Here is a 15820-nt window from a genome sequence, read left to right as displayed (position 1 = left end):
TGCATTTTGTGGTTGGTAGTGAGCTGGGGGCTCTCGATCGCTCCCTCAACCACCGATTTCGCATGAAGAATCCCTATTTGTCCCTGCTGGCTACGGCATGGCGCTATGCCCGGCAGCAACGCGGCCGCTACCTACTCGTATATGGCATGTTTGTGATGGCCAACCTCGTACTGGCGGTACATCCGCTGCTTTACGGCTGGTTTATCCAATCCATTCAAAAGGATGCAGAAGGCACTTTGCATAACGTGTGGGTGTACGGGGGCGCCTACCTCGGCCTGATCCTGCTCGAATGGGCATTTCACGGGCCTGCTCGGGTGATGGAGCGGAAACTAGCCTTCGACCTCAGCCGCAACTTCCTGGACGAATTGTACCATCAGGCATTGCATTTACCCATTCGCTGGCACCAGGACCACCACAGCGGCGCGACGATCAACCGCATCCGCAAAGCTTACGAAGCATTGAAGGACTTCTTTCAGAACGGCTTCATGTTCCTGCATGCTTTTGCCAAATTCATCTTCTCGTTTGTCGCGATTATCTGGTTTTCACCCCTTTTCGGAGCCATCGGAGTGCTGATCGGCATGATCAATGTGTATGTGATTTTTAAGTTTGATAAACCCTTCATTAAAGCGCTCGACGAATCAAACGAGAAGGAACACATTGTTTCCTCCACTTTGTTTGACAGCCTGTCCAACATCATCACCGTCATCACACTTAGGCTGGAAAAACGAATGAAAATCAGCCTGATGGGTAAGGTGGCGGACGTATTCCCTCCTTTCCGGCGGTCGGTCTCTATTAATGAATGGAAGTGGTTTGTGGCAAGCGTGTTTATTGCCATTATTTATATTGTAGTCACGATCGGCTATGTGTACCAGCATTACGTGCTAGGAGAAGTATTCCTGGTCGGCGGACTGGTTACGCTGTTGAGCTATGTCAACCAGTTCACCAGCGTGTTCCAGGACATTGCCTGGCAATACACCGAGATCATCCGCTACAACACGGAGGTACAAACCGCCAGGGCTATTGGTGAGGCTTACCACGAGCACCACCGGGTCGACGAAGCCGGCGAGCTTCCGGAAAACTGGCAGGAAATCCATATCAGCAACCTCAATTTCTCGCACGGCGAAATGTACGATGCAGAGAAACAGGCCCATAGCCTGCACCGCCTCGATATCCGCATCCGCCGCGGCCAGCGCATTGCATTTATCGGCGAAAGCGGAAGCGGTAAAAGCACACTCCTTGCTTTGCTGAGAGGTTTGTACCAACCCGAAAAGGATGTGAAAGTAACCGTCGACGGCCAGCATGAAGCCGCGATTGAAATGCTTGCCGACCAGGTAACGCTCTTTCCGCAGGATCCGGAGATTTTTGAAAACACCATTGCCTACAACATTACCCTCGGCCTGCCATTTGAGGAAAACGACATTATGCAGGTTTGCGAAACCGCCCATTTCGCGGAAGTTGTCGGCAAACTGCCCAAACGCCTTGAATCCAGCATTCAGGAAAAAGGTGTGAACCTGTCGGGTGGCCAGAAGCAACGCCTCGCGCTCGCGCGCGGCATACTCGCCGCCCGCGCGAGCGACATTGTGCTGCTCGACGAGCCTACCAGCAGCATTGATCCTAAGACCGAGGCGGCGATTTATGACAAAATGTTTGTGGAATTCAGCGGCAAAGCCGTGGTGTCTACGCTCCACCGCCTGCACTTGCTCACTAAGTTCGATTACGTATATATTCTTCGCGACGGCTACCTGATCGACGAAGGCACCTTTGATCATCTTCGCCGGAACAGCACCGTATTTCAGGACTTGTGGCAGCATCAGGAGACGCTCGCAGGGCGATAAGTCACCCGTCGTGAACTATATTATCATTAAGTAAAATCCTTTATAAAATTAGTTTGATCGGCCATTGAAATGTAGCGTTGTTCCCTATATTTGGTTAAGCTCAACGTTATATGCATGAAAATAAGCCTATTGCCATTTCTTTTTGTATTATTCTCCCATTTTGCCCTTGCGCAAGGATCACTGTTTAAATTGAACCTTGAAGCGCAGGGATCGGTTACGACAGGCGATGTGGTACCGTTCTGGATGCGGAGCAATCAATACGGAAGTATTCCCTTGGAGGGCGGTTCGGCCAGCTTCATCGTCAGGTCGGAAAAATCGTTTGCACCTTCACGGGACAAGTTTTTCGACTGGGGCGCAGGATTGGAGGGGCGACTGAATGCGGGCAGTAGCGTGAAAGCACTACTCATTCAGGGCTACGGAAAAGTCCGGCTTGGCGCCTTTCAGATCCGCGGTGGACGTTTTCGCGAAACCATCGGGCTTACCGACACCCTGCTCACTTCCGGTAGCTTTTCAGTCTCAGGCAATGCCTTGGGAGTGCCCAAAATAGAGGTCTCTGTTCCGGAATTTTATGCTATCCCAATACTTAAAAAGTTTATCGCCGTCAAGGGAAGCTACGCACATGGTTGGATGGGCACCCTGGCAATCCAGTTTCCCTACCGCCAGGTAGACGAAGCCAAAACATACCTGCATCAAAAATCATTTTACCTGCGTTTCGGTACCCCGTCGTCAAAGCTGAAAGTTTTTGCGGGGCTAAACGACAACGTGCAGTGGGGAAACAACAGGTCCATATTCTCAAAAAACGAGTTTACCCTTTCCCCTTGGCAAGAGTACAGCTATGTCGTGCTCAGCAAGCGTTTTGAATATTCTCAGGTCGGAAACCACCTGGGCTCCGTAGATCTCGGCATAACTTATGACACACCCTCATTGACCATTATGCTCTACCGTCAGAGCTTTTACGACAAAGACGGCCTCAAACACCTCGCTAATGCCGCCGACGGGCTAAACGGGATCAGCTTCAACACCAAAGCACCTGTTGATGAGCGGTTTCGGCTGAGAAAGGTGACATTTGAAACGGTTTACACCAAAAATCAAGCAGCAGATGCCGTAAAGCGGCTGGGGCTGCTGGGTTACGAGGATTATTATAATAATTATATATACGGCAAAGGCTGGTCTTACTACGGTAACGTACTCGGAACTCCCCTGATCACCACCACTTTGGATGGAAAGAGCGATCTGCCCAGAAATGAGCGGGAATATTTCATCAATAACCGGCTGGTGGCATTTCATGGGGCCGCGTCGGCGAATTCCAAATCATGGACTACCCTTCTTAAACTAACATACTCAATGAATTACGGCACATTTTCAACCGCGAAGGCCTTCGGTAAACGATCGCAATTTTCCGGTTACCTGGAAGCCCGCAAAGTGTTCAGGCACGATTTTAGTTTAGGATTGGCGGCGGCTCTTGACGCCGGCGATGTGTTACCATCCTCTTTGGGAGTAATCACAAAACTGGTAAAATCATTTTGACGCCGAACGAATTGTTCAAGGAATAATTCAAACTGCATTCTCTCAATGATTGGATAATTGATCGGAGTCAGTAACTTTGCTTGTACTCAACGTAAAACATGAAAAGAATACTTCTGGCACTTTTGTGCTTTACACCCCTCCTTAACGCCCAGGCTCAATTTCCATACGTTCGCTTTGGTCTGGAAGGTCAGGCCGGCTTTACTTCCAATGATCAGGTTCCTTTCTGGATGCGCTCCAATCAATTCGGAAGTGTCCCGCTATCAGGACCTTCGGCAAGTCTGATCGGCAGTGCCCGGGTGGACTACGACACCTCCAAAACCAAACTCGTCGACTGGGGAGCATCGCTACAAGTCCGTGGGAACGCCGGAAAAGGCTCCAACCTGACACTCATCGAAGGCTACGGTAAGCTGCGCGTCGGCATATTTCAGCTGCAAGGCGGCCGTATTAAGGAAGTAATGGGACTGTCCGACACGCTATTAACGTCAGGAAACTATGCGATATCCGGCAATGCGCTGGGCATCCCGAAGATTCAGATTTCGATACCCGAATATTACCCGATCCCATTTTTGGGACGTTTTGTGGCATTTAAGGGCAACTTTGCTCACGGCTGGGTCGGTAAAACACCCGTGCAATACGGAGACACGAACATGACCACCACGCAATTTCACCAGAAGTCACTTTACGTACGACTGGGCAAGCCCACAGCCAGGCTGAAATTGTACGGAGGATTCAATCATCAGGTGTTTTTTGGGGACGAGAAGTATGTTTGGTCGGAAAAGGGATTCAACAAAAATCGGTTTCAGCTTAGCTCCTGGGAAACTTATGAACACGTGATCTTTGGAAAGGTATGGAATTCCAGCAAAGTTGGAAACCATATAGGCTCCATTGACGTCGGGTTTGAATATGATTTCAAGAATGTAAGGCTCCTGGCTTACAGGCAGACTTTTTACGAAGTAGGTGGACTAGCACATTTGTCGAATATCAGCGACGGTCTACACGGAATAAGCCTTACCAACAAGAAGACGAGCACAAAGAAAATAAAGTGGGAGAAGCTGCTATTTGAATTTTTGTATACTAAGAATCAAGGAGGTGAAGCATGGTCTAAGATCACCCCTTCGGGGGACGAGGACTACTATAATAACTATTTATACACGACGGGATGGTCATATAGGAACGTCGGCCTGGGAATGCCTTTCATCTCGAGTAGGCAAAATATCCGCAGAGGACTACCTACGTATCCCAAGGATTATTTTGTCAACAATAGAGTTATCGCATTTCACGTGGGGATTGCAGGCTCAGCAGGTGCCTTCAAAGTTCTTTCAAGGTTAAGTTATTCCAGAAATTACGGCACCTTCGGAACAAGTCCAATTGGACACACCACCGGCAAGCTTCATACAGATCCTATTTATGGAATATTCCCTATTACCAACCAGTTCTCGGGAATGGTTGACATTAGTCGTGAATTGAGTAAAGGTTTGACATTGGGGGGAGTTGCTGCACTGGATGCTGGTAAATTATTATACAACTCGGTAGGCTTCCAGTTAAGACTCGCCAAAACATTTTGATCAGGTAATATGCTAAATTGGTTATTCGGAAAGAGTAAAGCCGTCGAATCCGTCAGTTTAAACAGAATAGGAATCGATATACACTCTCATTTAATTCCGGGCATCGATGATGGAGTGGAGACGTTGGGGGAATCGATCGAAATGATTCGAAAAATGGAGTCGCTGGGCTATTCTCACATCATAACCACTCCCCACGTCATATGGGATTGTTATAAAAACACACCACAAATCATTCGGCAAGGACTGGCTGTGGTACAGCAAGCTTGCAGAGCGGAAAATATAGATGTTACTGTGCAAGCGGCTGCAGAGTATTTCATCGACGAACATTTCGTCGAAATGCTGTCGACAGGACAGGAGCTCCTGACATTGCCAGGCAACCGTCTGTTAGTGGAACTTCCGTATTCGACCCCTCTAATGAATACGTCGGAAACGCTTTTTGATATCATCGAAAAAGGATACCAGCCGGTTTTGGCTCATCCTGAGCGATACGTCTACTTCCATTCCGAGCCGAGCATATTTTCCAAACTCGTTGCACAGGGGTGTGAACTGCAGGTAAATATTTTGTCCCTTGGCGGGTATTACGGACCTAACGTCGGCAAAATGGCAAACTGGCTGCTGGAAAACAATCTGGTGACATTTCTTGGAACCGATGCGCACAAAATGGCACACCTAAATATGATTTTAAAAAGCAACAAAAACGGCTGGTTAGCTACTTATCCCTTCCAAAATGAAAATCTTATAGAAAAGCAATGGCAATAATTGAATTTTTTTTATATTTGTACTAAATTTGCTCGACACCACAAGTAGTACAATATCAAGAATTATCTTATTATGATTTGCTCAAACAATGCAAAAACAAAGTAATTTCTGATAACAACAAAGATATCTGCCGGTTGATTTGCACTTGTCTCCCAAATGAAAATCAACTGAAAAACAGTACCATAAACCAACAATAAAATTTTTCTCAACGCTATTAATGACCATGCGCACCATACAATTGAAAAAGTTGTCAATTATTCTGGTTTTCTCATGCCTCGCGATATTCGGAGGAATAACCTCCTGCGTATCTCCAAAATCGATTGTATATTTCCAAGGAGACAGCATTAAAACCTCCATACAGGACGTAAAGGGCATGTATGTTCCTAAAATTCAATCCGGAGACATCCTGTCGGTAATTGTAGGAAGCTTGAACTCAGAGGCAAATGAGGTTTTTAACACCCCAAACACTTTTACAACTGCCAGCACCAACTATTCCTCGGTTGGAGGCGCGAGGGTTCAACCGCTGGGCTATCTGGTGGACACCGACGGGCACATCGAGATCCCGCTTATCGGAAGATTGAAGGTTGGCGGCCTCCGTACATCCGAGGCGGCAGACACTATTCGCACCCGCCTTCAGAGTTACCTGAAAGAGCCTTCCGTAATCGTGCGCAACCTCAACTTTAAAGTATCCGTGCTTGGAGAGGTGAAGCTTCCTGCGGTGTATGTCATTCCCGACGAAAAAATCACGCTACCGGAAGTACTCAGCTTGGCGGGTGACCTCACCATCTATGGAAACAGGAGCAATGTTATGCTGATCCGTGAAGAAAACGGCAAACGAGAATACACCAGGATAGACCTTACTTCAAGAGAGATTTTCGAATCACCATACTATTACCTTCACAAGAACGACGTAGTGTACGTAGAGCCCGTGAAAGCACGTATGCTGGATACTGACAGCCGTATCAGGACTGTACCCCTTATTGCTACCATAGTTGGAGGGATAAGCACACTCGGTATCCTTATTTTGAATTTTACCAAGTAAATGGTACACCTACTCTAAAATTCTCATTTTACTCAACAAGATATGAAGGACGGAAAATTGAATGGAGAACTGCTTGACCCCCACGCAAATGAGGATCAACAATTTAGCCTAACAGAGTACATACAGCGATATTATAGATACTGGTACCTCTTTCCGGTATTTGTATTTCTTTGTCTAATTGGCGCATTCTTCTATTTGCAGATCACCCCGCCGATCTACAGTACCAAGACAACCATCCTGATCAAAGATGAGAAAAAAGGTCTTGGTGGGGCGCAGGGAGACATTCTTACAGAGCTCAGCTCCCAGTTTGGCGGCAACAAGCTGGTTGAAAATGAGCAGGAGATCATTCAGTCCCAAACATTGATGGAGCAAGTAATCAAGGAGCTTACCCTTGACGTCGCCTACACCGCGAAAGATGGATTGCGGACCATCAACCTGTACAAAAGCTCCCCTATCATCATCAAACCGGAGGTTATTACACCACTTGGGTTCAAGGAGCCTATGATTCTTCACGTGGTCGACAGCACGCATTTCAGGTTTAATGATGAAGACAAGGTTTTTACGTTCAACCAGCGCTTCAACAATGCCTGGGGCGCATTCGTGGTCACGAAAGGAACTGCCTCTGAATTCAGCACCGTTAAGGTACATTTTATGGAGGTTAAGGAATTGGCCGAAGCGATGTTGAAACGCCTCGCCGTAGAGCAACCTAATATCAAAAGTACAGTACTGGAACTTACTTACCAGGATTCCAATGTGCAGCGCTCAAAAGATGTCTTGAACAAACTTTTGGACGTGTATGTACAATCTTCCTTGGCAGATAAGAACAGCGAGGCCAGCAATACACTCAAATTTATTGAAAACCGTCTCGGCCTCATCACAGGAGAACTTGGTGACGTGGAGAAGGACGTAGAATCCTATAAAACCAATCAGGGAATTACAGATATCAGCGCAGAATCGCAACTATTCCTTGAAAACATCAAAGAAAACGATGCGAAGCTGAACGAGGTAAATACCAAGATCAGTATCCTTGAAAGCGTCGACAACTATATTCAGAACGCGGGTGAAGGTGCGGTTGCACCAGCAACATATATGATCGATGACCCCGTGCTTGTTTCGCTTCTTACGAAATTCAACGACCTCGAACTGCAACGCGAGCGTTATGCGCGCACTACATCGCCCAACAACCCCTTGCTGCAAACCATTAATACGCAACTAGCTGGAACCAGACAATCGATTCGCGAAAACGTACAGAACCTGAAAAGGGGTATGGCGGTAACGAAGAAAAATCTGGAAGGTATTAATACGAGATTCTCTGCTGGCCTGCGTAGCATTCCAAAAAAGGAACGTGAGTTTGTAGGTATAAAACGCCAGCAGTCCATCAAGGAAGAGTTGTATCTGTATCTGCTTCAAAAACGTGAGGAAACGGCATTGGCATATGCCTCAACGGTTACAGATAGCCGTCTGATTGATGCACCAATTTCGACATTCTACCCGGTAAAGCCTAAAAAGGCCCTGATTTGGCTTGGAGCTGGCTTTATGGGATTTGCTATCCCGATATTGCTGATCAACATTCTGTTCCTGTTTAACAACACTGTCCAGCGCCGGGAAGAAATTGAGAGAGCAACCCATGCCTCAATCCTTGGAGAAATCGGTCAGATGAAAACAGAGAAGGGCGTACCAGCTACTGACGCGATCATCAAAATGACAAGCCGTAGCGCCGTAGCTGAGCAATTCCGAGCCCTTCGTACCAACTTGCAATATCTTGGGGATGGAACTTGTCGTGTAATCATGTTCACATCCTCCATAGGTGGAGAAGGTAAAAGCTTTATCAGCATCAACTTGGCTGCCAGCTTAGCTTTTTCTGATAAACGCGTTCTTCTGATAGGGCTTGATTTGCGGAAGCCGACACTGCACGAACGATTGGGCCTACCTAATAAGTATGGTGCTTCTAACTGCCTTATCGGACAAGGAAACTATTTTGACTACATCCAATCGACGGGTGTTCATCCCAAATTTGATGTATTAACCAGCGGTCCGATTCCACCGAACCCGTCGGAGCTTCTCGCAAACGGCAGACTGCCTTTGCTGATAGATGATTTAAAACAGCATTACGATTATATCCTGATTGACTCGCCGCCGTACGGCCTGGTGACGGACTCGGCTCTGATTGCGGACCATGTCGACGCTACACTCTACATTGTCCGTTTCAATTACACAATCATGGATCACCTGAAACGTATTGGTGAACTTCAACGCGCTCGCCGTTTCTCCAACCTTTCGGTAATCTTCAACGGCGTAAAATACGGTGCCGGATATGGTTATGGATATGGTTACGGAGGTTACGGATATGGATACTATTCGGAAGAAACCGAGTCGTCCGCGAAATCTCTTGGATCGAAATTCAAGGGCATGATTGGCAATTCGTAAGCGAACGCACGCGAATCGCGCACGCCCCCTGTTGCTTTAATTAAAAAACTCAACGTTATAAAGAAATGAACCGGCCTGTATTCCTGAAATGCCGTGCGAGGTATTTTTGATCCCTACGAAAGCCAATGGGAGCTTGCCACTTAAATAGCTCCCATTGGGCTCTAATGGTCGCTTCCAAGTAATGTCGCGACAATATTAGTGCTTCGCCACATCCCCATGACTCTTAGTGACAACTAAACCGTCCAGGCGGTCCAAAATGACTCATTCGACATGACTTCGATAAAACGATATGTTCCTCAATCGGTAAAGACTGCTTTTCGTCAGACTAGGTCCCGCGTGAACCTATTAAAGGATTTTTACGCTGACTATAAAAAATTCTCAAAGTACTCCGCCTCCATTTCAAAAAAGGGGAAAGAGCGTCTGGAGTCCTATATTATTAAAGAATACCATGCAATCGAAAAGGGTCTTGCCCTCAGAACCCCTCGCCCGGGTTTTGGTGTGCTCAGGATTACCTTTTTACTCGATGCACTGGATGTTTACCAGGAAAAATACGGAACAGATGATTCCGTAAAAACGACGATAGCGTCCCTGCATGAATATCTGTCATTCAACAGTCAGTACAGTTCACCGGATTTCAATATACTCAAAGAACGCATTCAGAAGAAACTGAATGGCTTTTCAGGTGATTATTCCAACTTCGGAGGCACCAAAACGATTAGGAAAGACTCGTTGCACCTTGATTTCGATTTTGAGAAATTTGTTAAGTCGCGATACAGTGTTCGCGATTTTACCGATGAACCGGTTGACACAAAGACAATTCTGGATGCAATAGACACCGCGAGGTTCACTCCATCTGCCTGTAACCGTCAGGCTTGGCGGGTTACCGTAATCGAAGCACGCAATAAGGCTGCAAAATTAAACATGCTTGAAATCCAGAACGGAAATGCGGGCTTCCGTGAGCATATCAATGCGCTTATTGTGATCACAGGTAAAATATCCTCGTTCTATGACTATGAGCGCTACCAGGTTTATATAGACGCGGGAATGTTTGCGATGACGCTGCTGCTTGCCCTGCATGCGAAAGGCCTTGGCACATGCTGTCTCAACATGAGCGTTACCGCGCAAGGTGCCGACGAATTTAACCGCCGCATGAATCTCGACGGAGACAGTGTCCCTATCATGTACATCGCTGTCGGCAATCTCAAGGATGAGTTCAAGGTCGCGAAGTCGCAAAGGAAAGATCTCAGCGAAATCGTTACTGTTATCTAAAACCTGTTCCGGCGAAATATATGTCTAAGGAAGCGAGCCTATCGAAACTAACCTTGTTGTATACTGCTGGTAATCTGGCATCTAAGGTAATCACATTTGGTCTATTTTTTCTCTACACTTTCTTCCTATCGAAGGAGGAAATCGGAACTTTTGACCTTATCATTTCGGCAATAACACTGTTGGCTCCGGTGTTCAATCTCCAAATATATGACGCTATATTAAGGTGGCTGATAGATAATCCGGACATCACCAATCGATCAAAGGTGGTGGCGACGTCTTTATCATTCTTGTTTGGCGTGTCCTTCATGACTGCCGCAATCACTTTCATAGTGAGCTTGTTCACAGAGATCAAGTATCTCGAGCTGACAATCGCGTTGACAATTGCAAATATGGTTTACCCTATTTTGCAGTACATAGCGAGAGGACTGGGAAACAACCAGGCTTATGTGGTGAGTGGGGTAATTAACTCCATTGCCTTCACACTCCTTGCATCCTTAAGCCTTTATTTCTTTGAATTTAAGATCAACGGCCTGCTACTTTCCAATATATCCGCGGTACTCATCGCGACGATATACCTCGCTACCCGTGTAAACCTTCGAGGATACTGGAAACTCAAGTGGTTTGACATGCAGTATTTGAGAAATATGCTTTCGTTCTCGGTCCCCCTGATCCCCAATTCACTTGGGTGGTGGGTTATTTCAATGGCGAACCGATACATTATCCTGCTTTATCTGGGAGTCTCGGAAAACGGGACATTTGCCGTTGCCATGAAACTACCTTCCATTTTGCTAATGCTGACAAACATATTTTACATGGCATGGCAGGAGAAAGCGATCAAGACATACCTACACCCACAACGGGATGAATATTATACTGAGGTATTCAACAAGTACTTTGTATTGCTTTTTGCATCGCTCGCCGTCATTATATCGGTTACCAAGCCGGCACTGAAATTCCTCGTTGCTGACGCCTATTTCGAAACATGGAAGTTTCTTCCAATCCTGTACATGGCGATTGGCTACCAGGCATTGTCAAGCTTCCTGGGGACAGCATACCTGAGCTCAAAGGACACGATCGGGGCGCTTACGACAACAATATTCGGCGCAGGAGTAACGGTTGCATCCAGCTTTTTACTTATTCCAAATCTAGGGCTTCCGGGTGCAAGCCTTGCGATAATGCTCGGCTACGTCGCTTTATTTGTCATACGGCTGCAACAAACGAAAAAATACTTCACAATCGGAATATCAGGAAAACGATTCGTTGCCTGCAACGTACTCGTATTATGTACTTCACTCGGAACCATTTTTGAGGAAACCCTTCTCCTGCTGATAAACGCACTGATATGCATTGCTTTCTTTCTTTTTCTGAATCAGGGCCTTATCCGCCAATACTATTCAAAATTATTACTCAACCGCAGTCTCTAAAACAACGTTATTGCTAACATGCAACAGGTCAAAACTTTCCTTAAAATCCTTCCCGATAATCTACTTTGGTCCGGTACAAAGTTCCTGGCGAAGTTCAAAAAAAGAACGGATAACAATGCCATTCTTCTAATTCCCGCAGGAGACCTAGATGGCGGGTTTGGTGAGGATATAATGATCACAAGTTTTATTAAAAACTTTTCCAATGATCGCCCGGTAACCGTGTTAACATATAATGTTATACATAGACCAGACTATCTGGACAAGTTTGGTAATGTAAGCTATGCCGGTGGGTTTCGGGACCTCAATTATCTGAAACTTTTTGGCCTGATGAGAGAGCACTCGGAAGTTCTTGTTATCGGTGCAGATATTATGGATGGTACCTATGGGCTCTTCGCTTCGTTGTTAAGGCTAAGAATGCTAAGGTTGGCAAACATTCTAGGACTTACGGCAAAAGTATCCGGATTTAGTGTTAGCAAGAACATTCTCCCCCGGGTGAAGGAAGAGTTCATGCTCGCGTCCCAAACCACCAAAATCAAAGCAAGAGATATTGATTCCTTTCAACGCTTAGCCTCATTCCTTCCTGAATCGAGATTGGTTTTGACGAATGATATTGCATTCATTTGTCCCACCATACCCGTTACCTACGAGGGTAAGGAGTTCGAAGCTTATCAATCCTGGTGTGACTCCGAGAAGCAAAAAAACAAAAAGATAATCGGAATTTGTCCCAATTCGATTCAGGCAAAAAAAATCGGGCTGGATCGCTATGTTGCTGACCTGACCTTGTTAATTGATAACTTTCTCTCAGTTCAGGATTTTTCACTTATATTTCTTTATCATGACACACGCCCGCTTTGTGGAAATGATACTGACAAGACAATAAGTGAAAGACTTTTCAAACACTTCAAAAGCAAAAATGTAAGCTGCTACTTACCCGATGAAATCAAAAACGGGGTTTCGCTGAAAGGCTATCTAAATAGTATTGATTTTACAGTTACAGGCAGAATGCACTTGGGTATCTCCGGAATAGTCGCTCGAAAACCGATGTACGGAATTTGCTATGCAAACAAATTTGAAGGAATGTTAAAACTCTTCGATATCGACCCATCGATATGCCTTGTTGATTACACAGACATGAAAAACAGCTCCTCGACCATTAAATCATTCCTGGACGAACAAGACAAGCTGATTGCCCAGATCGACAAAAAACTACCAGAGGTGCAATTCAATACGCAATCTAACAATTGGTAGGCCTCAAAGCCTGCTTTTTAGTTTGAATTGAGAATGAATACTATTTTTTATCCCCAAATAACACGCCTTAGCATTTGATGTGCCAGCAAGATGTTTAAATTACAATTTTTCATTATTTGGAGCTTAATATACGTGGTCAGGCTTTTCTTCGTGGGGAAGAAAAAGCACCCGATTGTGCTGTTAATTAGTTTTTTCTTAACAGTAATTCCGCTTCAAATGAACCTCCCGATTGGGAAGCCTACACATACTATTCTTTCGGGTACGCTGGGAAGTCAGATGTATATTTTTATATCGTTATTGCTTTTTGTGCTCTTCCTACCCATTTTCGGATTCAAATTACGATTGGATTGGCCTGATAGAACCAATCAGTGGATTTGGGGCACGATCGCATTAGGGCTTATGTCCTTAGTTAATCCTTACAATGAGAATCCGGAGGGAACGCTTATCGCCCTGATGTTTATCATATCAAACCTGGCGTTTTGCATTTTGATTTTTTCCAATTGTACCCGGACACAATTGATCAATGGCATACAGGATGGCTTTGTAGTTCTGGGGCTGTTAAATTTCCTGCTCGCCATTTGCTTCCCTGTGCTTGGCTTAAAATTCACAACGACAATCTTCCATTTCGGTGGCGACGTCGGAGCGACGCGTATGGGAACTGCTGCCAGGGAGGGAGCCATCGGACTTTTTAGCCATCCTGGAAACTTGGCCCTGTACTCAACAATATCTTCGGTATTCTTCCTCAGTAATGTGATATTGGATTACAAAAAGAAGAGCAGCTTAATTTTATTGGCACTTAATTTCCTGACGATTATTCTGACATACTCCAGAACAACGTATGTAGTTTATGCCTTAACCATTGCCCTGATCTATTACATCGCCAAGAATCCTAACAAGGCCATTTTTTCGGTTCAAAATATTGTAAGAATATTTATACCGTTAACTGCAGTTTTTTTATGGATTATAGTATTCTCACCTGTTAGTGACCTTTTTCTTGAAAATGAAGTAGGTGCACAGATCGACAATAGAACGCTTCACTGGCTTATGGCGGTCCAAATATTTCAGGAATCTCCGCTGGTTGGAGTCGGGCTAAATGCGCATTTGATTTACTTTTCGAAGCACCTCGGTATACTGAAAAGCCTGGAACTTACCCCTTTCTTTCTAGAGAATCCAATCCACAATATCCATTTGGTTGTATTGGTGGAACTGGGTATGATTGGATTGGTGGTTTGGCTCTTTTTTCTCAGCAACAACATCCGGCTTGCCAAGAAAAGTATCACAAGCACGAATGTTCCGCAGTTGCTCATTACGCAAGTTGGAGCCATCACCGCTTATTTCCTTTATGGCTTGACCGGGTGGGCACCCTTTTCATTAAGTGTGCTCCCTTTTTTCATTTTCATCATGTACTTCTCAATAAAGTATAGAACCCAATAGCCAAAATTTCACCATGAAACTTGTTCTCGTTGCCCATGAATTGCCGTATCCGCCCAATCATGGCGCGAAAGTCGATATATGGAACAGGATTAAAGCCTTGCATTCACTTGGTGTTGAAATATTTTTAGTGACATGGCAGGATGCTTCGGATGAAATACTCGCTGAACATATCAGTGAGATAGAGAAATATGTGACACACATGGCGATTTATTCCCTCCGTGGCAAGCTAAGAAGGCTCCAAGCTATGTGGAAATATCCAAGCCATGTCGCTTCCCGACTCATTGAAAATGAAGAATATGCTCAGTTGCTTGAAAAAATCCGTTCGTTTGACGCTGATACGCTTTTGATCGACCATATTTATCCAGGTGCAACCGGCATGAAAATAGCCCGTGAACTGGGTATTCCCGTAGGCGTACGACTACACAACGTCGAACACGAATATATGTACGGGCAATACAAACTAGCCAAGGGATGGAAAGACAGACTATCTATCAGATTCTCTCTCTTACATTTACGCTCGTTCGAAGAAAGTCTTATTTCGTCGGTTAACGCAGCATTTGATATCTCCATCAATGACATGCAATTCTGGAAGAACAGGGGCTTTAAAAACGTGTTTTGGCTACCTCCGGTATTTCCTGAAAGAGACGAGATTAAGCAAGTTCTATTGGATAGCGAGGCAAAACTCTATGACGTTGGTTTTCTTGGAAACCTCCATACGCCAAACAATGTCAAAGGCGTAGAATGGTTTATAACTGCCGTCCTCCCAGAGGTGACAAAATCACTTCCCGATGTGACTTTCCTCGTAATGGGATCCAAGCCTAACGCGGACATTATGAGGCTTTGCAACTCGAATCCCGCAGTAACATTGATTGCCAATCCTGAAGTACCCGCCAATTACCTTAAAAACACCAAAGTACTGATCAACCCGGTACGGTTCGGTAGTGGCGTAAATATCAAATCGATCGATATGTTGTTCGTTTCGCATCCTGTTGTTTCCACCTCTGCAGGTATTAAGGGTTTGGTCCAAGATTTTGACCAGGCGTTCTCCGTAAGCGACGATCCGGTACAATTTGCAAAATTCGTCGTACAGGCGATTAAAAATCCTGAGAGTCAGACCAATGTCGAACAACGGAAAAAACTGAGGGAGCTGTTCAGCTATTCATCGGTTAATATCATTTCAGAAAAGCTAATGTCGGTTGACAATGTTGCATAAAATAATCAATCTTCTACTAGGCAAGATTCGTGGCAACGGCTACAAAATTGACCCAAATATCCCCATATCGTACCTGG

At 45.4% G+C, this 15820-nt stretch carries 11 protein-coding genes; all 11 read left to right on the top strand.

Translation table 11 applies throughout. The features are described from left to right. Positions 1-62 precede the first annotated feature (62 nt). The 11 genes from J2Y43_RS31845 to J2Y43_RS31795 all read left to right on the top strand — a co-directional run bounded on the left by J2Y43_RS31845 (position 63) and on the right by J2Y43_RS31795 (position 15743). Positions 63-1835 carry an ABC transporter ATP-binding protein gene (locus J2Y43_RS31845; RefSeq protein ID WP_309992393.1) on the top strand — a complete coding sequence of 591 codons (1773 nt, stop codon included), beginning with the start codon at positions 63-65 and terminating at the stop codon, positions 1833-1835. 114 nt (positions 1836-1949) lie between these two features. Next, the gene (locus tag J2Y43_RS31840; protein WP_309992389.1) at positions 1950-3362 is read left to right on the top strand and encodes a capsule assembly Wzi family protein; all 1413 of its coding nucleotides are present in this window, start codon (positions 1950-1952) and stop codon (positions 3360-3362) included. 98 nt (positions 3363-3460) lie between these two features. Continuing rightward, a complete protein-coding gene (locus tag J2Y43_RS31835; protein ID WP_309992385.1) occupies positions 3461-4927 on the top strand; it encodes a capsule assembly Wzi family protein in 1467 nt (488 codons plus the stop codon). 9 nt (positions 4928-4936) lie between these two features. Beyond that, positions 4937-5686 (top strand): CpsB/CapC family capsule biosynthesis tyrosine phosphatase, encoded by a 750-nt coding sequence (locus tag J2Y43_RS31830; RefSeq protein WP_309992380.1) that lies wholly within the window; start codon positions 4937-4939, stop codon positions 5684-5686. Between the two features lie 223 nt (positions 5687-5909). Next, positions 5910-6728: a polysaccharide biosynthesis/export family protein gene (locus J2Y43_RS31825; protein ID WP_309992374.1), complete on the top strand. Its 819-nt coding sequence runs from the start codon at positions 5910-5912 to the stop codon at positions 6726-6728. Positions 6729-6770: 42 nt separating this feature from the next. Further along, positions 6771-9155 (top strand): polysaccharide biosynthesis tyrosine autokinase, encoded by a 2385-nt coding sequence (locus tag J2Y43_RS31820; RefSeq protein WP_309992371.1) that lies wholly within the window; start codon positions 6771-6773, stop codon positions 9153-9155. A gap of 270 nt (positions 9156-9425) precedes the next feature. Continuing rightward, the gene (locus J2Y43_RS31815) at positions 9426-10424 is read left to right on the top strand and encodes a nitroreductase family protein (protein ID WP_309992367.1); all 999 of its coding nucleotides are present in this window, start codon (positions 9426-9428) and stop codon (positions 10422-10424) included. 20 nt (positions 10425-10444) lie between these two features. Further along, the gene (locus J2Y43_RS31810; protein WP_309992364.1) at positions 10445-11848 is read left to right on the top strand and encodes an oligosaccharide flippase family protein; all 1404 of its coding nucleotides are present in this window, start codon (positions 10445-10447) and stop codon (positions 11846-11848) included. A gap of 18 nt (positions 11849-11866) precedes the next feature. Then, positions 11867-13096, top strand: coding sequence for a polysaccharide pyruvyl transferase family protein (locus tag J2Y43_RS31805; RefSeq protein ID WP_309992361.1), 1230 nt, complete (start codon positions 11867-11869; stop codon positions 13094-13096). A gap of 216 nt (positions 13097-13312) precedes the next feature. Next, positions 13313-14530, top strand: coding sequence for an O-antigen ligase family protein (locus J2Y43_RS31800; protein ID WP_309992358.1), 1218 nt, complete (start codon positions 13313-13315; stop codon positions 14528-14530). 13 nt (positions 14531-14543) lie between these two features. Further along, the gene (locus tag J2Y43_RS31795) at positions 14544-15743 is read left to right on the top strand and encodes a glycosyltransferase (protein WP_309992355.1); all 1200 of its coding nucleotides are present in this window, start codon (positions 14544-14546) and stop codon (positions 15741-15743) included. Positions 15744-15820 lie beyond the last annotated feature (77 nt).

The organism is Dyadobacter sp. BE31, from assembly GCF_031457695.1.
Lineage (GTDB): Bacteria > Bacteroidota > Bacteroidia > Cytophagales > Spirosomataceae > Dyadobacter.
Note: the sequence above shows the minus strand (reverse complement) of the source record. Positions and strands in the feature narration are given on the sequence as shown.